Annotated in this window: 19 protein-coding genes; 10 read left to right on the top strand and 9 right to left on the bottom strand. The window is 57.7% G+C overall.

The annotated features are described in order from the left end of the window. Positions 1-54 precede the first annotated feature (54 nt). The 4 genes from K0F75_RS02205 (at position 55) to K0F75_RS02190 (ending at position 5642) form a co-directional block, all read left to right on the top strand. A complete protein-coding gene (locus K0F75_RS02205; protein ID WP_219060119.1) occupies positions 55-1725 on the top strand; it encodes an NAD(P)/FAD-dependent oxidoreductase in 1671 nt (556 codons plus the stop codon). A gap of 104 nt (positions 1726-1829) precedes the next feature. Then, on the top strand, positions 1830-3278 hold the full coding sequence (gene gabD / locus K0F75_RS02200; protein ID WP_219060118.1) for an NADP-dependent succinate-semialdehyde dehydrogenase: 1449 nt from the start codon (positions 1830-1832) through the stop codon (positions 3276-3278). Positions 3279-3399: 121 nt separating this feature from the next. Next, positions 3400-4731, top strand: a complete 1332-nt coding sequence (locus K0F75_RS02195) for a carbohydrate porin (RefSeq protein WP_219060117.1) — start codon at positions 3400-3402, stop codon at positions 4729-4731. A 128-nt stretch (positions 4732-4859) separates the two neighbouring features. Next, positions 4860-5642, top strand: coding sequence for a (S)-acetoin forming diacetyl reductase (locus K0F75_RS02190; protein ID WP_219060116.1), 783 nt, complete (start codon positions 4860-4862; stop codon positions 5640-5642). Positions 5643-5843: 201 nt separating this feature from the next. Here the strand turns inward: K0F75_RS02190 and K0F75_RS02185 are convergent, their stop codons facing one another. Genes K0F75_RS02185 through K0F75_RS02170 form a run of 4 tightly spaced genes read right to left on the bottom strand, consistent with a single transcriptional unit; the run spans position 5844 to position 8418 of the window. Continuing rightward, on the bottom strand, positions 5844-6245 hold the full coding sequence (locus K0F75_RS02185; protein ID WP_219060115.1) for a DoxX family protein: 402 nt from the start codon (positions 6243-6245) through the stop codon (positions 5844-5846). A gap of 17 nt (positions 6246-6262) precedes the next feature. Next, on the bottom strand, positions 6263-6934 hold the full coding sequence (locus tag K0F75_RS02180; RefSeq protein ID WP_219060114.1) for an alpha/beta hydrolase: 672 nt from the start codon (positions 6932-6934) through the stop codon (positions 6263-6265). After that, the gene (locus tag K0F75_RS02175; protein ID WP_219060113.1) at positions 6927-7769 is read right to left on the bottom strand and encodes a class III extradiol ring-cleavage dioxygenase; all 843 of its coding nucleotides are present in this window, start codon (positions 7767-7769) and stop codon (positions 6927-6929) included. Before K0F75_RS02175 ends, K0F75_RS02180 begins: the two co-directional genes overlap by 8 nt. Positions 7770-7788: 19 nt before the next feature. After that, entirely contained in the window at positions 7789-8418 is a 630-nt protein-coding gene (locus K0F75_RS02170) for an NADPH-dependent F420 reductase (RefSeq protein WP_219060112.1), read from the bottom strand. A gap of 109 nt (positions 8419-8527) precedes the next feature. On the opposite strand from K0F75_RS02170, the gene K0F75_RS02165 reads away from it, so the two are divergent. Further along, on the top strand, positions 8528-9427 hold the full coding sequence (locus tag K0F75_RS02165; protein ID WP_219060111.1) for a LysR family transcriptional regulator: 900 nt from the start codon (positions 8528-8530) through the stop codon (positions 9425-9427). A 227-nt stretch (positions 9428-9654) separates the two neighbouring features. On the opposite strand, the gene K0F75_RS02160 is transcribed toward K0F75_RS02165, so the two are convergent. From K0F75_RS02160 to K0F75_RS02145, 4 genes are all read right to left on the bottom strand, one after another. Beyond that, the gene (locus K0F75_RS02160; RefSeq protein ID WP_257604236.1) at positions 9655-11061 is read right to left on the bottom strand and encodes an MFS transporter; all 1407 of its coding nucleotides are present in this window, start codon (positions 11059-11061) and stop codon (positions 9655-9657) included. 53 nt (positions 11062-11114) lie between these two features. Next, on the bottom strand, positions 11115-11729 hold the full coding sequence (locus tag K0F75_RS02155) for a nitroreductase family protein (protein ID WP_219060110.1): 615 nt from the start codon (positions 11727-11729) through the stop codon (positions 11115-11117). Between the two features lie 72 nt (positions 11730-11801). Next, on the bottom strand, positions 11802-12155 hold the full coding sequence (locus tag K0F75_RS02150) for a putative quinol monooxygenase (RefSeq protein WP_219060364.1): 354 nt from the start codon (positions 12153-12155) through the stop codon (positions 11802-11804). Positions 12156-12240: 85 nt separating this feature from the next. Continuing rightward, positions 12241-12438: a 4-oxalocrotonate tautomerase family protein gene (locus K0F75_RS02145; RefSeq protein ID WP_219060109.1), complete on the bottom strand. Its 198-nt coding sequence runs from the start codon at positions 12436-12438 to the stop codon at positions 12241-12243. A gap of 164 nt (positions 12439-12602) precedes the next feature. Here K0F75_RS02145 and K0F75_RS02140 point away from each other — a divergent pair, with 164 nt between their 5' ends. Then, positions 12603-13505 (top strand): LysR family transcriptional regulator, encoded by a 903-nt coding sequence (locus K0F75_RS02140; protein WP_219060108.1) that lies wholly within the window; start codon positions 12603-12605, stop codon positions 13503-13505. 64 nt (positions 13506-13569) lie between these two features. On the opposite strand, the gene K0F75_RS02135 is transcribed toward K0F75_RS02140, so the two are convergent. Then, on the bottom strand, positions 13570-14469 hold the full coding sequence (locus K0F75_RS02135; RefSeq protein WP_219060107.1) for a LysR family transcriptional regulator: 900 nt from the start codon (positions 14467-14469) through the stop codon (positions 13570-13572). Positions 14470-14616: 147 nt separating this feature from the next. Between K0F75_RS02135 and salA the strand changes: the two genes are divergently transcribed. From salA to K0F75_RS02115, 4 genes are all read left to right on the top strand, one after another. Next, positions 14617-15900, top strand: a complete 1284-nt coding sequence (gene salA / locus K0F75_RS02130) for a salicylate 1-monooxygenase (protein WP_219060106.1) — start codon at positions 14617-14619, stop codon at positions 15898-15900. Positions 15901-15972: 72 nt separating this feature from the next. Further along, positions 15973-16911, top strand: a complete 939-nt coding sequence (gene catA / locus K0F75_RS02125; RefSeq protein ID WP_219060105.1) for a catechol 1,2-dioxygenase — start codon at positions 15973-15975, stop codon at positions 16909-16911. Between the two features lie 45 nt (positions 16912-16956). Then, the gene (locus K0F75_RS02120; RefSeq protein ID WP_257604235.1) at positions 16957-18105 is read left to right on the top strand and encodes an NAD(P)-dependent alcohol dehydrogenase; all 1149 of its coding nucleotides are present in this window, start codon (positions 16957-16959) and stop codon (positions 18103-18105) included. A 28-nt stretch (positions 18106-18133) separates the two neighbouring features. Next, entirely contained in the window at positions 18134-19585 is a 1452-nt protein-coding gene (locus K0F75_RS02115) for an aldehyde dehydrogenase (protein WP_219060104.1), read from the top strand. Positions 19586-19645 lie beyond the last annotated feature (60 nt).

The raw sequence follows: 19645 nt of genomic DNA, 5'->3' as shown, positions 1-19645 counted from the left end.
ACGCGCTGCCGTTATTGAAGTCTGCGGGCGCAATGACCGAAACAGGAGAACATAATGACAACTACAGTTCTGGCCAAACGTTCCGTTGGCACCGACATCATTAACTACGACGCCATAGTGATTGGCGCGGGCTTTGGGGGCATTTATATGCTCAAGAAGTTGCGCGATGAACTCGGTTTGAACGTTCGCGCCTTTGATAAGGCAGGCGGTATCGGCGGCACTTGGTATTGGAACCGATACCCGGGTGCGTTATCTGACAGTGAGTCTTTTGTCTATTGCTTCTCTTGGGATCGAGAGCTGTGCCAGGAGTGGGATATCACCACTCGCTATCTGACCCAACCGCAAATCTTGTCCTACCTGAACCACGCAGTTGATCGACATGACCTGCGCCGGGATATCCAACTGGAGACAGCAATCACCTCTGCTGTGTTCGACGAGCAAAGCAGTCGCTGGCTGGTCACCACCGATGACGGGCATCAATACAGCGCCAAGTATCTCGTCACGGCGCTGGGCCTGCTTTCAGCGACTAACGTTCCGAAGATCAATGGCCTTGATCAATTCAAGGGCCCTATGTACCACACGGCCAACTGGCCTGCCGATGCTGTGCTGAAGGGCAAGCGGGTAGGCGTCATCGGTACCGGCTCGACCGGTTGCCAAGTCATCACGGCCATCGCGCCAACGGTCGACCACTTGACTGTGTTCCAGCGTTCCGCGCAATACACCGTGCCAGTGGGTAATGGCCCGCTTAGCCCCGAATTTGTCGATGACATCAAGCGCAACTACGACGCCATCTGGAAAGAAGTGCGCTCCTCGCGGTTGGCGTTCGGTTTCCAGGAAAGCGACATTCCAACCATGAGTGTCGACGCTGCCGAGCGAAAAGCCATATTTCAGCGCGCCTGGGACGGTGGTGGCGGTTTTCGCTACATGTTCCAAACCTTTAATGACATCGCCACCAGCGAAGAAGCGAACCTCGCTGCCCAGGACTTTGTGCGGGGAAAAATTGCCGAAATCGTCAATGACCCAGAAACCGCACGCAAGTTGATGCCCCGCGACCTTTACGCAAAACGGCCTCTGTGTGACAGCGGCTACTACGCCACTTTCAACCGGGACAACGTGTCGCTGGTCGACGTTAAGGCCAACCCTATCGAGGAAATCACCGCCAAGGGCATTCGCACCTCGGACGGGGTGGAACACGAGCTGGATGTACTGGTCTTTGCCACCGGCTTCGATGCCGTGGATGGCAACTACAAGCGCATTGATATTCGCGGGCGCGACAATGTCTCGATAAACGATCACTGGGCCGACGGACCCTCCAGCTATATGTCGGTCGCCACCGCCAACTTCCCCAATATGTTCATGATCCTCGGTCCCAACGGTCCTTTCACCAACCTGCCGCCCACCATTGAAACCGAAGTGGAGTGGGTGTCCGAGCTGATTACCTTCATGGAAGAAAACGAGTTGGCATGCGTGGAACCCGATCCGCAAAGCGAACATGAATGGGGCGTGACCTGCCAGGAAATCGCCGATCAGACGCTGTTCGCCAAGACCGACTCTTGGATCTTCGGCGCCAATATCCCCGGCAAGAGCAACAAGGTTTACTTCTACATGGGCGGCTTGGGCGCATTCAGCGAACAACTGACGGCGGTAAAAAACGATGAATACCGCGGCTTCAAGTTCAAGGCCGTGAGTGTAGCGGACAAGCAAACGCAAAAAGCACTGCACTGATCGACAACCGCGAGACTGGCAAAAACGGTTGCACTCGCCTGCTGCGCCAGTGGCCAGGCGAGTGTTGAACGGGCGCAATTGCGCCGCACAAAGGAGAACCTGCAGTGATATTGAACAACCCTGAACTTTTGCGCCAACAAGCCTATATCGACGGTGAATGGCTGGCTGCCGACAACGACACCACCATCACCGTGGTCAACCCGTCGACCCATGTCACCATCGGCCAGGTCCCTCGCATGGGTAAGGCCGAGACCCGTCGTGCCATCGAGGCTGCCGAGCGCGCACTGCCCGCCTGGCGTGAGCTATCGGCGAAGGAGCGCGCCAACACGTTGCGCCGCTGGTACAACCTGATCATCGAGAATCAGCACGATCTGGCCCACATCATGACCCTGGAGCAGGGCAAGCCATTGCCCGAGGCGCTGGGAGAAATCACTTTCGGCGCGTCCTACATCGAGTGGTATGCGGAGGAGGCCAAGCGTGTTTACGGCGATCTGATCCCGGGTGCCGTGGACAAGCGTCTACTGGTCATCAAGCAACCCGTGGGTGTTTGCGCAGCCATCACCCCATGGAACTTCCCTAGCGCGATGATCACCCGCAAAGCCGGACCCGCGTTGGCGGCCGGTTGCACCATGGTCATCAAGCCGGCCTCTCAAACTCCATTTTCGGCATTGGCGTTGGTGTACCTGGCCGAGCAGGCGGGCATTCCAAAAGGAGTACTGTCGGTGGTGACCGGCGTGGCAGCGGAGATTGCAGAAGAGCTCACAAGCAACCCGGCCGTGCGCAAGATTTCTTTTACCGGTTCCACCGAAATCGGTCGCCAGATCATGGAAAAGTGCGCCCACGACATCAAGAAAGTCTCTCTCGAACTAGGCGGTAATGCGCCGTTCATTGTCTTTGAAGATGCCGATCTCGATGCTGCGGTGGAGGGCGCGCTGGCCTCCAAGTTCCGTAATGCCGGGCAAACGTGCGTCTGCGCTAACCGCTTGTACGTCCACGACAAGGTGTACGACACCTTCGTCGACAAACTCTCATCCGCGGTGGGTGCGCTGAAGATCGGCGACGGCTTTGCCGACGGGATCACTCTGGGTCCGCTGATCGATGGCAAGGCTGTTGCCAAGGTGCGCGAGCATATCGAAGACGCGTTGGCCAAGGGCGCGAAGGTCATCAAGGGTGGCGCGGTGCATTCCCTTGGCGGCAACTTCTTCGAACCCACCATCCTGATCGATGTGCCTGACCATGCTCGGGTATCCAAGGAAGAAACCTTCGGCCCGCTGGCGCCGGTCTTCCGCTTCTTTGATGACGCTGAGGTCATCGCCAAAGCCAACGACACGGAGTTCGGTCTCGCGGCGTACTTCTACACCGCGAACCTGGGCAGGGTGTTCCGCGTCGGTGAAGCCCTGGAATACGGCATTGTCGGGGTTAACACCGGAATCATAAGCTCCGAGGCTGCGCCCTTTGGCGGTATCAAGGCGTCCGGTGTCGGCCGGGAAGGTTCCAAGTACGGTCTCGAGGACTACCTCGAAATCAAGTACCTGTGTCTGGCGGGCATCTAACCGGCAGTTAACCCGCCACTGTCCATTTTTCAATGAATCGCTTTCTCCGTGACCGCAACGGCATTGCCCTGCGGTCCAGTTAACGCTGTGTCGTAAAACATAAAAACAAGGATAAATCGACATGTACATCTCTTGGAAACTGCCGTTGGGGCTTGGGCTTCTTTCGTGCATTGCTTTACCCGTATCCGCCGCTGACCCTTCATCGCAGTGGGGGTCGGGAGATTGGGGAGGGGTACGCAGCGAGTTACTGGAACAGGGTGTGGACGTCATCGTCGGGTACACCGGTGAAGCGGCCACCAATGTCCATGGCGGCTACAACCATGACCGCACCGCACGCTACACGGCGCAGTGGGCCCTGGGGACGCACCTGGATCTGCAAAAACTGCTGGGCTGGAATGACGCAGAGTTCCAGTTATTGGTGACCGAGCGTAACGGCAACAACCTCTCTAACGATCGGGTTGCTGATCCACGTACGGGCCAGCTCAGTTCCGTTCAGGAAGTGTGGGGCCGGGGACAAACCTGGCGCCTGACCCAGATGTGGTATCGACAAAAGTTTTTCGACGGCGCACTGGACCTCAAGCTGGGGCGCCTGGGGGTCAACGAAGACTTCAACAGTTTCCCTTGTGACTTCCAGAGCCTGTCGTTCTGCAGTGCACCCATCGGCAACGTCGCCGGTGATGTCTGGTACAGCGGTCCCGTCAGCCAGTGGGGAGGGCGGGTTCGTTACAACATCGATGAACAGTGGGCGGTGCAGGTCGGGGTGTACGAGCAAAACCCTTCGAACCTGGAGACCGGCAACGGCTTCAAACTCAGCGGCAGCGGTACCAAAGGCGCGCTGGTGCCCGTAGAGGTGATCTGGAAACCGACGCTGGGTAGCGAAGCGCTGCCGGGGGAATACCGGTTGGGCTACTACCACAGCAGCGCCAGCGCCAATGATGTGTTTGACGATGTTAACGGCGATCCGCAAGGGTTGAGTGGCCAGGCGCCCAAATCCCGCAGCAGCAAACATGGCGCGTGGATCATGGGCCAGCAGCAACTCACCTCCCATCACGGTGATACGTCACGTGGCTTGAGCGTTTTTGCCAGCGTGACCGTCCACGACAAGGCCACCAGCGGCATCGAGAGTTTCCAGAACATCGGCGCGGTCTACAAAGGCCCGTTCGATGCCCGGCCTAAGGATGACATCGGCCTGGGTGTCGCTCGGCTACTGGTCAACGATGCCGTGACCAAACGCCAACGCCAGATCAATGAAAGCACGGGCATTGACGACTACGACAACCCGCAATACGTCCCCGTCCAGCACAGTGAATACAACATTGAGCTCAACTATGGCGTTCATGTCACCGACTGGTTGACCGTGCGCCCGAACGTGCAGTACGTCCGTAATCCAGGCGGCGTTTACGAAGTGGATAACGCTCTGGTCGCAGGCGTGAAGCTCCAGGCGAGCTTCTAAGCGTTTGACTCATTAGCCCGTCTGCTAACGCGGCGTTTTTATACGCAATTGAACATTGTAGCGTCGGTGTCAGAGCAGTAAGTACTCGCTGTCTAATTTCCCCATAACGATTGAGAAGGAAAACTAAAATGAGTAAATCCCAGGGAAAAGTTGCTTTTGTTACCGGTGCAGGTCAAGGGATCGGTGAGGCCATTGCGTTGCGATTGGCGTCAGATGGTTTTGCGGTGGCCTGTGCTGATATGAATATTGAAACCGCACGTCATGTTGCTGAAAGAATCAAAAAAGAGGGCGGGAGAGCCTTGGCGATAAAAGTTGATGTGGCCGATCGCGATGATGTCTTCAGCGCCGTGCAGGAAGCGGTGGATGGTCTGGGCGATCTACACGTTGTCATCAATAATGCGGGTATTGCGCCTATTGCTCCCATTGAATCTATTACGCCAGAGATTTACAGGAGAACGTTTGATATCAATGTGGGTGGTGTTTTATGGGGTATACAGGCCGCTGTAAATGCATTCAAAACGTTGGGGCACGGTGGCAAAATCATCAGTGCCTCCTCGCAGGCAGGTCATGTCGGGAATCCAGACTTGGCTGTGTATGGTGGGACTAAATTTGCAGTGCGTGGTATCACCCAAACGGCGGCCAGGGAGTTGGCCCACCTCGGCATTACGGTGAATGCATATTGCCCTGGTATTGTGAATACACCCATGATGCGCAAGGTTGCCCAAGATGTGGCGGACAATGCTAATCAAAGCGTTGAGTGGGGAATGGAGCAATTTGCCCAGCATATTGCGTTAAAGAGACTTTCTCAGCCGGAGGATGTTGCTGGCTGTGTTTCATTCTTGTCCGGCCCTGATTCTGACTATATGACAGGTCAGGCCGTAATTATTGATGGTGGAATGGTATTTAATTAAGTCTTGACTAGCCGCTGTGCACTACCGAAGAAAAATAAGCCCCGGGCAGGCGTCGCCAATCAATCAAGCTGATTGACGACGCCGTGTCCAGGTCTGAAGCGTTGACGGTGGGCTGACGTGAACCGTTACGCTTGCCTGAACGCAAACTGCCAACGCCCTGGAGCTTCCCAGTGCGTCGGCAGGCTTTGAGTTTGCAGGTGCTTACGCTTTGTTGGATGCCTTTGCCGCAAAGGCGCCATCACCCAGCAACGCTACAACCAGTGCCGTTACGGACAGGTAGACAGGATATTCCCAGCCGCCATTGGCGTTGGTGAAGCTCCAGCCATTGCCGAAGTGGACGGTCGCGGCAACGAACAGTTGAACCACTGCCAGAGCGGCTACCCAGCGCGCATAGATACCCAGCACCAGCATCAAACCGCCGATGACTTCAAAGGCCATGACCGGGTAGGCCAGGAAGCCTGGGAAACCAATGGATTCAAAAAAGCCTGCGGTACCTGCCGGGGTAAACACCAGCACTTTGGTAAGGCCGTGGGCAATGAACATGATGCCGAGAGCCAAGCGCATTACGAAGGCGGCGTATGGAGCGGTACGTGAGTCGATCATGGTGCAGTTCCTTTTGTTTATTTGGAAAGTGACAACGTGTTGGTCAGCCATTGCGAAAAATCGGCCAGTTCTTCAGCGACAATCTCGTGGGCCATGTCGTAGAAATGTGTTTCGTGGACGACGCCGATTCGATCCAGCCAGGCGTCCGCCTCTTTCGCCCAATCCACCGGCAGGACGTTGTCCTGATGACCGTGGGCGATGAAGGCAGAGACCGACTTGAGCCGATCGGCTGAAGCGATCCGGGGATCAAGTTCGCGCAGCATCCGGCCACTCAATATCGCGAAACCTGCAACCAGCTCGGGCTCGGTGACCCCAAGGCTTGCACTCATGATGCCGCCTTGGCTGAAGCCGGCGATCACGGTCGGCAGCTTGGGCTGCGCCTCTATGAAGCGCTGCAAGAGTTGCCGGCTGGATTCCGCCTGCTCTTGATTGAACGAAGGGCCGCTGCTGGTGAAGTTCACCTGATACCAAGCGAAGCCTTGTGGGCCAACCTGCAACGGACCGCGGAGCAGAATCACTTCCAGCTCCTCGGGCAGCGATGCGGCCAATGACGCGAGATTCGCTTCATTTGAACCGACGCCATGCAGCAGAAGCAGGCGACCCTTGGGCGCCGAAGTACGGCTCCCTTTGCGGAAAAACAGGCCCGTTTGCGGCTCGCGAGCGGCTTCGGAAAAAGAGGTATCACGCATGATCTGTAACGCCTTGGCTTGGTTGAGTGGAGTCGAATCCACCAGGGTTGTTCGAAGAAAACAGGTAGCTGTCCATCGCCAGTACGCCGTAGCTCACGCCGCCTTCCAGGACACGAGTCTCATAGTGTTCGCCGGCCGCGCCGAGGGCGATGAGCAGCGGTAAAAAATGCTCATCAGTCGGGTGGGCACGTTCGGCTGAAGGTGCGTGCTGCTTATAGTCCAGCAGGAAATCGGTGTTGCCCGCCTGCAGGGTTTGGGCTGTCCAGGCCGCAAACTCTTTCACGTAATCGGCCCCATGGCGGGCCGCACCCCGAAACTCATACAAGTTATGGGTCAGGCTTCCGGAAGCCACGATCAGCACATTCATATCCCGCAGTGGCTTGAGGGCCTGGCCCAATTTCCAGGCCTGGTGGGTATCGAGGCTGGCAGGCATCGATACCTGAACGACTGGAACGTCTGCCTCAGGGGCCAGATGCAGCAGCGGCACCCAAGCGCCGTGGTCCAGACCTCGGCGGGCGTCAAGCCGGGACTTCCATCCCGCATTCTGCAGCAGATCCACGATATGAGCGGCCAAGGCTGGAGCACCGGGTGCTGGGTAGCGCAACTGGTACAACGCGTCGGGAAAACCACCGAAATCGTGAATGGTTTCAGGAGCGGTGCTCGCTGTAACGCTGATTTCGCCACGCGTCATCCAATGCGGGGAGAGGATGACGATGGCATCAGGTCGCGGCAGTTCGCGACCGAGCTCGGCCAGACCTTGACCCGCCAGACCAGGCTCGATGGCAAACATCGGAGCACCATGAGACACAAACAACAGGGGGAACGAAGTGTTCATGGTGAATACTCCTCAATGATTACTTGTTAAGCCAGACAGGGGCGATGGACGTGCCCAGACCTGCGCCGTAGCCGAGGTAGATATTCAAGCCTGCCAATGGCTCCAGATAACGGGCATTGATCAGTGCACCCGCGTCAACCGTGTTCCAACCCAGGCTTTGTGCCAAGGCGGTCGCGGTCTGTTTGGCCCGCTCGCTGTCGCTGGCGACAAACACACTGCCGCGCTGGTCATTGGCGAATGTAGGGCCGTCGGCAAGCACTTGGGCGAAAAGGGTGTTGAACGCTTTAACGACATGGGCTTGAGGCACTGCTTTGGCAATTTCCTCGCCCGCGCTGGTGATGTGCCCAATGGTCAGCGACATGTAGTCGGCGCTCAATGGGTTGGTGATGTCGATAACCACCTTGCCCTGCAGGTTGCCCAAGCTTTGCAGCGCTTTGGCGGCATCTTCGTAGGCGGTTGCAACGACAACGACGTCGCTGTCACCCAGGGCCTCGGCAGCCGGATAGGCGCTGACATTGTCAAACTGAGCGGCCAGGGCTTTGGCCTTGTCGATGTCGCGGCCCGTGATACGAACGATATGGCCAACGCTGGACAGCTGTTTTGCGAACGCCGAACCCATGTTGCCGGTACCCACTACTGTGATTTTCATAGCGATCTCATTTGCATTGATGTGCGTTTCGATAGGCTCAGTTTATAGGTTGAGATATTGAGATAAATAAGGCCAAATGCGACTAACCGTTCCACTTATCGAGACAATGATGGACAGAGCGCTGGAGATGCAGGTCTTCTGCACCGTGGTCGATAAAGGCAGCTTTGTCGGTGCGGCCGAGCCCCTTGGAATGTCCAAGGCGGCCATCTCGCGCTATGTGAGCGGCCTTGAAGAACGACTCGGTGCGCGGCTTCTGCACCGCACGACCCGACGTCTTTCACTGACGGAGGAGGGGCGCCAGTTTTACCACCAGGCGCGTGAAGTCCTGGCGCTCATGGATCAGGCCGAGGAGGCCGTATCGTCCACAGCACCGGAACCCAGTGGCGTTTTGAGGGTGAATGCACCGGTCAGTTTCGGTGTGCTGCACTTGGCGCCGCTATGGGGCGACTTCATGAAGGCCTACCCCAACGTTGAGTTGGACATCAGCTTGAACGACCGGCTGGTGGATCTTGTGGAGGAGGGGTTCGATGCGGCTGTTCGCATTGCCCGCATGGAAAACTCGTCCTTGGTAGGGCGCCGTTTGGCGGGCACGCGGATGTGCTTGTGTGCCTCGCCCGACTATCTGGCGAGCCACCCTCAAGTGCGCACCTTGGCGGATCTGGCACAGCACGGGGTGATTGCCTACACCCACTTCGCCAGCGGCAATGAATGGCAGTTCCAGGGCCCTGACGGCAGCGAAAGTGTGCGCACCCGCTCTATTGTTCGCTGCAACAATGGCGATACCTGCCGCAGTATTGCCTTGGCGGGTGGCGGTATTGCCTTGCAGCCCAGCTTCATGGTGGCCGAGGATTTGCGGGCGGGGGACCTGGTGGAGATTTTGCCTGAGTACCAGTCGGTCGAACTGGGCATCTACGTGGTCTATCCCACACGCAAGCACTTGGCGACCAAGGTCCGGGTGCTGATCAATTTTCTGGCTGAGCGATTTGCCCACCCTCAATGGGAGCAATAGTGGGCATTTCGCCGGGCACAGTCTGACTCAGCCCTTATCCAGAAAGCCCCGCAGGTCGCTGGCGAACTTTTCCGTGTTCTTCAATGCCAGGAGTGAACGTCTTCGCCGAGCAGCGAGAGAAGCGATTGGTTGTTCAGTGGGTGGTTCAAAGTAACGTCTCATTCAGTTGAAGAAATGGCGCAGTTGATTCAGGGCGCGAGGGGGCGCCTCTTCACCCATGCCGGCGCTTATTGACGTTGATCAGAGGCTGCGTACAGGTTTACGGCGATGCAGAGTGCCAAAACCAGCGCTGAAAACAGCATTGCGGTGGATAGCCCGGCGGAAAAAGCGGCCTTATCCGAATGGGCGATCATCGTGCCGAAGACCGCGACGCCTATCACTCCGCCCAGTTGCCGCGCGGAGGCCATCAGGCCGGAGGCGATGCCCGCGTCGTGCTGCGTGACCGAGGACAGCATCGAGTTGGTGATGGACGGTACTGACATGGCGCTGCCAATACCCACCAGCATCAGCGCACCATTGAGCAACCAGAGCGAGGTGTTGGAAGTGGTTTGCGAAAGGGCGATGAACCCGACGACCTGAACCGTGAAACCCGTCGTGATAATGCGAGTGGCACTGAACCGTTTGGCGAACCTTGACGAGAGCATCGTTGAAAGTGTCAGCACCGCCGTCAGCGGGATGAATGACAACCCCGTTTTGAACGCGTCGTAGTGCAGGAATGTTTGAAAGTAAATGCTGAAAACAAAGACCGTTCCATAAAATGTCAAATTGATCGCAGCTCCTGCGAGCGCCATGCTCCCCAGCACTTTGTTTTTGGCCAGGCGAGCGGGCAGCATCGGATGTTTTACCCGACGTTCAATCAGAATAAATGCCACCGCACAGAACACGGCAATTGCCATCGCGGTGAGTGTTTCGCTTACCCAGCCTTTTGCACTGGATTCGGTCAAGCCATAGGTCAGTGATGCCAGGCAAATCGCAACACTGATTTGCCCTGGAATATCGACATGCTTATCAACCCGAGGAGAGGCGGGGGCGTAGCGCAGGATCAGCCCGACAGCCAGCAGGCCGATCGGAATATTAAGCAGAAATACGCTTCGCCAGCCGAAGTACTCGATCATCAGGCCACCGATCACGGGACCGGCCGCCAGTGCGATACCCCCACAGGCGCCCCAAAGCGCAACAGCGGCACGACGTGCGTCGGGGTCATGAAATGACACGCGGATCAAGGTGAGTGATGTTGGTATCAGGAAGGCCGCGCCGATGCCCTGGACGACGCGCATGGTGATCAGCATGGTCATGCTGTCGGCGAGAGCGCAGCCAACGGAGGCGAGGGTAAAGATAGCGAAACCGGCGGCAAAGACGGATTTTGCCCCCCATTTGTCGCCCCACGCACCTCCCAGGATAAGCAAGGCAGAAAAAGGCAGCGCATAGCTGTTAATGACCCACTGCAGGCCCGTGAGGTCGGTGCCAAACGCGCTCTTAAGGGCGCCAAGGCCGACGTTCACGACGCTGACATCTAGTTGAACGACTAGAAACCCCAGACAGGCAGCGGTCAGAATCGCGCGTAACGAAGAGGGTGATTTGAATAGAGTGGTCACTGCTTCACAGCCCCAGGCATGTCGTGGTTGTGAGTCCATCAGCCACCGCCAGCGAAGTCAGGGCGTGCCTGGCTATCGCTGGCAGCATTCGCTTACACGAACTGCAGAACGTCTTTAACGGCTTTACGAGGCTTTTGCGGCCAGTTGGCCGAGCCAGGATAGCCAACGGTGATCAACATGACGGGAATCTCAGTCGCGGAGAGACCAAATGCCTGCGCCACTGCCGACTGGTCGAACCCGATCATTGGCGTCGAAACAAGGCCTTGGCCCTTGGCGGCGAGCATCAGGGTCATGGCGGCCAGTGAGCCTGAGCGGATCGCTTCGTCGCGTTGTAACTGCGGGTTTTCCTGGTACATGCCTTGAGCAGCGCCCACCCACATGTCGTAGATCGCCTGGTCAATGATGCCGGCATCCAGCGTCGGCTTCAGGGCTGAAGGCAGGGTTTCATGAGGATTGAGGGTGCCGCAGACAATAAAGGTCACGGCTGCATCCATGACCTTCTGTTGACCGTAGGCCAATGGTAGCAACCGCGCCTTTGCTTCGGTGCTGCGGACTGCCAGGAACTTCCAGTTTTGAAGGTTGAAGGCGGAGGGGGCGTGCGTAGCCAGATCGATCAGGTCGGTGACCTGTTGATCCGTCAGCTGGCGTTCAGTGTCGTAGCTGTTGGCGGAAATTCGGGACTTAATAATGTCAGCAATACCGGACATGGTGATCTCTGTGTGGGAAAGGGGATGCGCGCAGTCCCGGTTGTTGCCGTCGAGCCTGCGCTGTCAATGAACTTAGCGGCTGAAGCCGTCGAACGGGGTCATGTACACCGCCCCGAACGGGTCCAGGCGTTTGCGGACTTCGACATCTGGTGTGCCATAGACCACCAGACTGGTCACGGTGCACAGTTCGAGGAAGCGCTTGCCGAAAGGCGCAAAGGTGGTGTCTACGTGGCTGACGACGGCATCGGTTTTATAGCGTTCAAGGATGTGAACGGTGCTGTTGTCTTCGTTGACGCTGTATTCGTAAACCAGCGTGTCGGGCTCGGTGCTGGTGGCTGCCACGATGTTCGCGATCAGCGCCTTGAACTCTGGAAACTCTTCGGGTTTCACAGCGAGGGAGAACAGGCAGGAGATATGTGGGTGCATGGATAACGCTTCCGTCAGAGGCTTCATAAGAAGCCTGTTGAGGATGCATCGCTGGCCCAGCCGATGCATTCGGTGCTGATGGGGGTCAGGATTTCTCGGGCGCGTTCCCGAACAGTTTGCCGGCGCCAGCCCAGTCAGAAGCAGCTACGTCTTCAAAAATGACGTAGATATAGCTGGCATCGGTACCGGTGTGCTTAACGATGCTTTCGGTGATGTCTGCGGCAACAGCGGCTTTTTGCGCGTGTTCTTTACCTTCGAACCAGCTCACACGTACGACGGGCATGATGGTGTCCTCTTGGGGCATTGATCTGGAGAGAGGTGCGCGATGTGTCATCACGATCTGCACCGTTGTCTTTCTAGAACACATCCTACTGTTGAACATGCTAGCGATAAACGGCCTTAAACTATAATCTGGGTAGACTAAAATTCTACAATCGGCGAGCCGGCATGGTACCTATCGATTCGTTTCAGGGCGTCATCACATTCGTAGTGGCTGCGCGCTCGACCAGCTTCACCCAGGCAGCTGAGCGCCTGGGCCTGTCAAAATCCGCCGTAGGCAAAGCCATTGCGCGCCTGGAAGAGCGCTTGGGTACCCAGCTGTTTCATCGCACCACTCGCCGGATTTCCCTGACCGCGGACGGTGAGGCGTATTTCGTGGCGTGCTCTACCGCCCTTGAGGAAATTGGTGCTGCAGAGAGCGGATTGGGGCCCGGCGCTGGTGAGCCTTCCGGACGTCTGCGAGTAGACATACCTGTGGCATTCGGGCGTCGGGTCGTCGCCCCGTTGCTGTTTGAGATCGCCAACAAGTACCCGGCTTTGCAACTGAACTTGACGTTTTCCGACCACCTGGTTGATCCCTTCGAGGAGGGGATCGATTTGTTGGTCCGCTTCGGAGAACTGCAGGACACCAGCGGTCTGGTGGCGCGGCGGCTGACCCGACAACGCTGGGCCATTTGTGCCGCCCCCGACTACCTGACACGCTTTGGTGTTCCGCAGACCCTGGAAGATCTGAGCCATCACCGTTGCATTGTCGGGCATCGACGCGGCCAGCCGCTGTCATGGCGGGTCATGCAGGCGGGGCAGACCGTACGTTACGCGCCACCCTCGACCCATCAGATTGGCGACGGGGAAGCCATGATTCTCGCGGCAGTCGCTGGCACGGGCTTGTGCCAGATGCCACGCAGCCTGTTCCAGGAGGATATCGAAGCGGGCAGGCTGGTGGAGGTTCTGCAAGCGTATGAACCGGAAGCTGTCGATGTGCATGCCGTCTGGCCAAAGGTGTCCCATCTGCGGCCGAAGGTGAGGTACGTGGTCGATGAGTTGGTCAAGCTATGTGAGCATTGGCAGTGATACAGGCTGACGCCAGGTGAGTGCTATCACTGGATGAGACCGCCACTCCGTCAGCCTTCATCGCTCAATCGCTGAACAGATCAAACATCAGTTGCCTGAACCATTTGTTGGCCGGGTCCCGATTGTATTTACCGTGCCAGAACAAGTTGATGGCGATCTCGGGAAGCGGCAGTGGCAGTGGCAGAGTCGTTAACCCGAAGGGGTCCGTGCAGCTGTTGGCGAAACGTTCCGGCACTGTGGCGATCAGGTCTGTGTTCTGCAGGATATGGCCGACGGCGACAAAGTGCGGAACCTCCAGTCGAATGTCTCGTTGCAGACCGGCCCGCTGCATATGCGTATCGATCTCTCCATGCCCCGTGCTGGCGGCGATGATCCTGACATGCCCGAACTCGCAAAAGCGCTCCCGTGTCATGGGGTGTTCAGTGAGCGGATGGTCTTTATGGCATAAGCACACGTAGCGATGGTGGAACAGGCGCCTCTGGTAGAAGCCCGCTTGCAGATCCGGCAGCAAGCCGACGGCCAGATCCACTTCTCCACTAGCCAGGTTCTCGGAAAGTTCTGCATTGCTGCGCAATGTGCTGACCGATATCCCGGGGGCCTGTTTGAGCAGGGCGTCGATCAACCGTGGCACAAAGTAAACTTCCCCGATGTCGGTCATCGCCACTACAAAGCGCTTCTGGCTGGTCGCCGGATCGAACTCGTCATGGCGATTGATCGCGCCGTGCAGGAGGCTGATCGCCTGAGAGACCGGTTCGGCCAGTTGAGCGGCGTAGGGTGTCGGTTGCATCCCCTTATTGGTGCGCACAAACAGCTCGTCGTTAAACGTGTTCCGCAAACGCTTGAGCGCATTACTGACGGCGGGTTGAGTCAGCCCAAGGCTCTCGGCCGCAGCTGAAACACTTCGATCCACCAGCAATTGGTGAAAGATCACCAGCAGATTCAGATCCAGTTCACGCAGGTTCATCGCGACTTTTCTCGGCTTGGAGGCGGCTCTTGAAAGTTAATGAGTATTCAGTTTGGTGATAGTGTGTATGGGGTTGAGGGCATTTATCAATGCTTTGTGAATAGTCATGATCGGACTACTCCAAAAACAACACATAAGGTTTCCTCCATGAGTAGCCCTCATTCTGTCTTGCAAGTGGGCATTGTCGGCGGTGGCATCGCTGGCGTTGCCTTGGCACTGGATCTTTGCCGTCATCAACATCTTGATGTGAAATTATTTGAAGCTGCTCCCGCCTTTGGCGAGGTCGGCGCAGGCGTGTCCTTTGGTGCGAACGCCGTCCGCGCCATCGAAGGACTGGGTATTGGCAAACCCTATGAACTCATCGCTGACCGCACCCCGCAACCCTGGCAAGACATCTGGTTTGAATGGCGTCGAGGCGTCGATGCCGGTTATCTAGGTGCCAGCGTTGCCCAAGGCGTCGGTCAGTCCTCCGTTCACCGCGCAGATTTCCTCGACGCCTTGGCAACGCAATTGCCAGAAGGCATCGCCTGCTTCGACAAACGTGCGGTTGGCGTCCATGAGATGGGGGACAGGGTCAGCGTTCAGTTCACTGATGGCACGGACTATCAGTGCGACCTTTTGATTGCCGCCGACGGTATCAAATCCTCGATTCGCGACTATGTACTCCAGGGGCTGGGTCAGCCTTTGGTCGCGCCCCGATTCAGCGGGACCTGCGCCTATCGTGGAATGATCGACAGTGAGCAACTGCGCGCCGCCTATCGCGCTGCGGGTATTGATGAACACCTGATCAACGTCCCGCAAATGTACCTGGGGCTCGACGCCCACATCCTCACGTTCCCGGTCAAGCAGGGCCGATTGATCAACGTGGTTGCATTCGTTTCTGATCGCACTGACCCCAACCCGGTATGGCCGCAAGACACACCGTGGGTCAAAAGCACCAGCCAGGCCCAGATGCTGGAAGCATTCTCTGAGTGGGGTGATGCCGTTCGCGTGCTGCTCGAGTGCATTCCCGCGCCCACCCTCTGGGCACTTCACGAACTGGAGGAGCTTGCAGGCTACACACATGGTCGCGTAGCGCTGATCGGTGACGCCGCCCACGCGATGCTCCCCCATCAAGGAGCCGGTGCAGGGCAGGGGCTGGAAGATGCCTGGCTACTCGCGCGCCTTCTGGGGGACCCTCGTGTGCTTGAAGGTGGCACCCAAAACGTACTTGAGGTGTACGACGCTATCCGCAGACCTCGCGCCTGCAGGGTTCAGCGAACGTCCTGGGAAGCCGGCGAACTCTACGAGTTTCGAGACCGTCAGGTCGAAGATCAAGAACCTCTTCTGTCGACAACCCTGGCCAGTCGTTTCGACTGGCTGTGGAACCACGACATGCAATCGGACCTGGCAGAGGCTCGCACCCGACTCGGGTGGGCAGAGGCCATTTGATTGCGCTCCTGCAATGCGCCCGTTTCCTGAGGCTGGTGCGCGACACCCACAATAAAAACAGGTAATACCTCGATGACTGTCCGTATTTCCAATACCGCACCAATGCTTGAGCTGTTCCAAGACGCAGCAGGGCTGAAGAATGCCGCTGGCAACCCGCGCAACAAGCAAATCGTGTTACGTATCCTGCAAGAGACCGCCAGGCTTATTGAAGAGCTGGACATAAGCGACGATGAATTCTGGGTAGGTGTTGAATACATCAACCGTCTCGGCAAAAGCAACGAAGCGGGGCTGCTGGCGGCAGGTCTGGGCGTTGAGCACTTTCTGGATCTACTTAACGATGCCAAGCAAGCCGAAGCCGGGCGCACCGGAGGAACACCGCGCACGATTGAAGGGCCTTTGTACGTAGCCGGCGCGCCGCTCAGTCAGGGCTATGCCCGTATGGATGATGGTGCCGAGGATGATGTCGCGACGCCTATGTTTGTCGAGGGCCAGATCCTGGATCTGCAAGGGCAGCCGATCGCTGGTGCCCTGGTAGACCTGTGGCAAGCCGACAGCCAGGGCAACTATTCCCACTTCGATAAAAGCCAATCCGAATTCAATTTGCGCCGGCGCATCGTGACCGACGCCGAGGGACGTTATCGCGCCAGAAGTATCGTGCCGTCGGGCTACGGCTGTAACCCTCAGGGTCCGACCCAGGAGTGCCTCAACCAATTGGGCCGCCATGGCCAGCGCCCGGCGCATATCCACTTTTTCGTATCCGCCCCGGGCTACGAACACTTGACCACGCAGATCAACCTGTCCAACGACAAATACCTCTGGGATGACTTCGCTTACGCCACCCGGGATGGATTGATTGGTGAGGTGCACTTCATCGATGACCAAGCCTTGGCTGCTGCCCATGAAGTGGCAGGACGTTTTGCACAATTGTCATTTGATTTTCAGCTGCGCCCGGCAGCCAACCCTGAAGCGGAGCAACGGAGCAATCGCCCGCGTGCTTTTCAAGAAGAGTAAGCCAAAGCGGCATACCCAGAAAAACTTATTCAAGAGGATAAAGGCATGTCCACAAGCGATCTCACAGCCATCGAAGTAACCGTCGCCGTGTTGCGTGAAACAGGTGGCAAGCTCCATCTTGAGCGCGCAAAGCTGGCCGCCCCGCGTGCCGACGAGGTCCGCGTGCGTGTCGTGGCTACAGGTGTTTGCCACACCGATATGGTCGTTCGTGATCAGCTCTTTCCTACGCCGTTGCCAATCATCTTGGGCCACGAAGGTGCGGGCGTGGTTGAGGCGGTGGGCGCCGCGGTAACGACCATTGTTCCTGGCGATCATGTGGTCATGACTTACATGTCCTGCGGCTTGTGCCTGCCCTGCGAGACCGGGCATCCCGCACATTGTTCCCATATGCATCCGCTGAACTTCGGTGGCGGGCGCCTCGACGGCAGTACTTCCACCTGCAGCTGCGACACCGATGCCCCGATACATGACCATTTTTTTGGCCAGTCTTCCTTTTCGACTTACGTCATTGCGAACGAGCGCAATGTCGTGAAAGTGCCCAAGCATGCACCGCTCGAATTGCTGGGCCCGCTGGGGTGCGGCATTCAGACAGGCGCAGGTTCGGTACTCAAGGCTCTGCAGGTAGAGGCGGGAGCCAGTTTCGCCGCCTTCGGTGCTGGCGCGGTAGGCCTGGCTGCGGTGATGGCGGCCAAGGTTGCTGGCGCGACCACCATTATTGCCGTCGATGTCACGCCGAGTCGCTTGAGCCTTGCGCTTGAAGTGGGTGCCACCCACGTGATTAACAGCAGGGAAGAAGACCCGGTTCAGCGCATTCGCGAGATCACTGGCGGCGGGGTGAACTACAGCCTGGAATGCTCGGGCCGCGCAGAAGTATTGCGTCAGGCCATCGACGCCCTCACCACGCTGGGCACGTGCGGGATTGTAGGTGCGACGAAAATGGGTACTGAGGTCGCGTTCAACATCAACGACGTCATGATCCCTGGCAAGCGAATCATGGGCATTGTCCAGGGCGACGTGGTCGCCAACGCCTTCATTCCCACCCTCGTCGAACTGCACCTGCAAGGTCGCTTCCCGTTTGACAAGCTGTGCCGGTTCTACGCGTTTGACCAGGTCAACACAGCGATGGCCGACAGCGAAAGCGGTATCACGATCAAACCGATTCTACGCATGCCGGCCGCGGCCGACCTGGCGTGATTGTTCAGGCTCATTAAAGGACCCCAAAATGAATGTTCAGCTCGTAATCGACAATATCTCGCAAGATGCCTCGGACGGTAAGACCTACCAGCGTGTTGACCCTGTCAGCGGCAAGGTTGTCACTACCGGCGCCGCCTGCAGCGTCGAAGACGCCCGGCGTGTTGCGGCCTCTTCGCAGCAGGCGTTCAAAACATGGTCGAAGGTCGGTCCTACCGAACGTCGTCGTCTGTTGCTGGCGGCAGCCGATGTACTGGAAAGCAAGATGGACCTTTTCTGCAGTGTCATGGCAGAAGAGATCGGTGCTTCCCAGTTATGGTCGCAGTTCAATGTGGGGGCTTCGGCCAACCTGCTCCGTGAAGCCGCCGCACTCACGACGCAAATCAAGGGTGAAACCCTTGCCACCGACAAACCTGGCACTTTATCGGTAACCCTGCGTCAGCCCGCCGGTACGGTACTCAGCATCGCGCCCTGGAACGGCCCGGTCATCCTGGGCACCCGATCCATCGCCTACCCATTGGCGTGTGGCAACACCGTTATTTTCAAAGGTTCGGAAAATAGCCCGCGCACCCATGAGTTGCTGGTGCAGGCCTTCTATGAAGCGGGCTTTCCGCCCGGCGTGTTGAATTTCATCATCTCTGCGCCCGAAGATGCCGGTGCTGTGACGGAAGTGTTGATTGCCCACGATACGGTTCGCCGAGTGAACTTCACCGGTTCGACCAAAGTGGGCCGGATGATTGCCCAGACCAGTGCGAAACACCTTAAACGCTGCCTTCTGGAGCTGGGCGGCAAGGCGCCGTTTATCGTGCTCGATGATGCCGACCTGGATGGCGCAGTCAATGCCGCAGTGTTTGGCGCCTTTCTGTACCAGGGGCAAATTTGCATGTCGACCGAACGGTTCGTTGTCGATGAAGCCGTGGCGGACGTGTTCGTTGCGAAGTTTGCGCAGCGTATCCGCGGTCTTGAGCACGGTAACCCGGTGACCAATCCAGCCAGCGTAGTGGGTCCGGTGATTTCCCAGGGCTCCGTGCAGCGCATCAACCAGTTGCTTGACGATGCCATCGGCAAGGGCGCCAATATTGTTGTAGGTGGGCTGGCGGATCAGGCTCAAATGGCGCCGACGCTGGTGGACCGAGTGTCCTCGGCGATGGAGATCTACGATGAAGAAACCTTCGGCCCGGTCACTACTGTGGTGCGAGTCAAAGGCGCCGAGCAGGCGCTGGAAGTCGCCAACGACACCGCGTTCGGCCTGTCATCGGCGATTTTTAGCCGCAATGTCAGCCTCGCCCTGGACCTCGCCAGCCGGTTGGACGCGGGTTGCGTGCATATCAACGGGGCCACCGTGCAAAACGAGCCCCAGGCACCCTACGGCGGCATGAAGAACAGTGGCTATGGCCGGTTCGACGGCAGCGCCGTTATCGACGAGTTTACTGAAGTGAAGTGGGTCACGGTCGAGCCCTCCGACCAACTTTATCCGTTCTGACGTCAGGTCACGGTGATCGGCTCTGAGGAGCCGGTTACCGACACTCCTTGCTTTTGACGA

Origin of the sequence: Pseudomonas sp. UMAB-08 (assembly GCF_900095225.1) — a bacterium.
Lineage (GTDB): Bacteria > Pseudomonadota > Gammaproteobacteria > Pseudomonadales > Pseudomonadaceae > Aquipseudomonas.
This window is presented reverse-complemented; position numbering and strand designations above follow the sequence as displayed.

What these genes read in the sequence shown, in the direction of transcription:
- K0F75_RS02115 (WP_219060104.1), top strand. Translation starts at nt 18,134, where the DNA reads ATGAATGTTCAGCTCGTAATCGACAATATCTCGCAAGATGCCTCGGAC.
- catA (WP_219060105.1), top strand. Translation starts at nt 15,973, where the DNA reads ATGACTGTCCGTATTTCCAATACCGCACCAATGCTTGAGCTGTTCCAA.
- K0F75_RS02180 (WP_219060114.1), bottom strand. Translation starts at nt 6,934, where the DNA reads ATGCGTGATACCTCTTTTTCCGAAGCCGCTCGCGAGCCGCAAACGGGC.
- K0F75_RS02190 (WP_219060116.1), top strand. Translation starts at nt 4,860, where the DNA reads ATGAGTAAATCCCAGGGAAAAGTTGCTTTTGTTACCGGTGCAGGTCAA.
- K0F75_RS02195 (WP_219060117.1), top strand. Translation starts at nt 3,400, where the DNA reads ATGTACATCTCTTGGAAACTGCCGTTGGGGCTTGGGCTTCTTTCGTGC.
- K0F75_RS02175 (WP_219060113.1), bottom strand. Translation starts at nt 7,769, where the DNA reads ATGAACACTTCGTTCCCCCTGTTGTTTGTGTCTCATGGTGCTCCGATG.
- K0F75_RS02160 (WP_257604236.1), bottom strand. Translation starts at nt 11,061, where the DNA reads ATGGACTCACAACCACGACATGCCTGGGGCTGTGAAGCAGTGACCACT.
- K0F75_RS02185 (WP_219060115.1), bottom strand. Translation starts at nt 6,245, where the DNA reads ATGATCGACTCACGTACCGCTCCATACGCCGCCTTCGTAATGCGCTTG.
- K0F75_RS02140 (WP_219060108.1), top strand. Translation starts at nt 12,603, where the DNA reads ATGGTACCTATCGATTCGTTTCAGGGCGTCATCACATTCGTAGTGGCT.
- K0F75_RS02205 (WP_219060119.1), top strand. Translation starts at nt 55, where the DNA reads ATGACAACTACAGTTCTGGCCAAACGTTCCGTTGGCACCGACATCATT.
- K0F75_RS02170 (WP_219060112.1), bottom strand. Translation starts at nt 8,418, where the DNA reads ATGAAAATCACAGTAGTGGGTACCGGCAACATGGGTTCGGCGTTCGCA.
- K0F75_RS02145 (WP_219060109.1), bottom strand. Translation starts at nt 12,438, where the DNA reads ATGCCCGTCGTACGTGTGAGCTGGTTCGAAGGTAAAGAACACGCGCAA.
- K0F75_RS02150 (WP_219060364.1), bottom strand. Translation starts at nt 12,155, where the DNA reads ATGCACCCACATATCTCCTGCCTGTTCTCCCTCGCTGTGAAACCCGAA.
- K0F75_RS02135 (WP_219060107.1), bottom strand. Translation starts at nt 14,469, where the DNA reads ATGAACCTGCGTGAACTGGATCTGAATCTGCTGGTGATCTTTCACCAA.
- salA (WP_219060106.1), top strand. Translation starts at nt 14,617, where the DNA reads ATGAGTAGCCCTCATTCTGTCTTGCAAGTGGGCATTGTCGGCGGTGGC.
- K0F75_RS02165 (WP_219060111.1), top strand. Translation starts at nt 8,528, where the DNA reads ATGGACAGAGCGCTGGAGATGCAGGTCTTCTGCACCGTGGTCGATAAA.
- K0F75_RS02120 (WP_257604235.1), top strand. Translation starts at nt 16,957, where the DNA reads ATGTCCACAAGCGATCTCACAGCCATCGAAGTAACCGTCGCCGTGTTG.
- K0F75_RS02155 (WP_219060110.1), bottom strand. Translation starts at nt 11,729, where the DNA reads ATGTCCGGTATTGCTGACATTATTAAGTCCCGAATTTCCGCCAACAGC.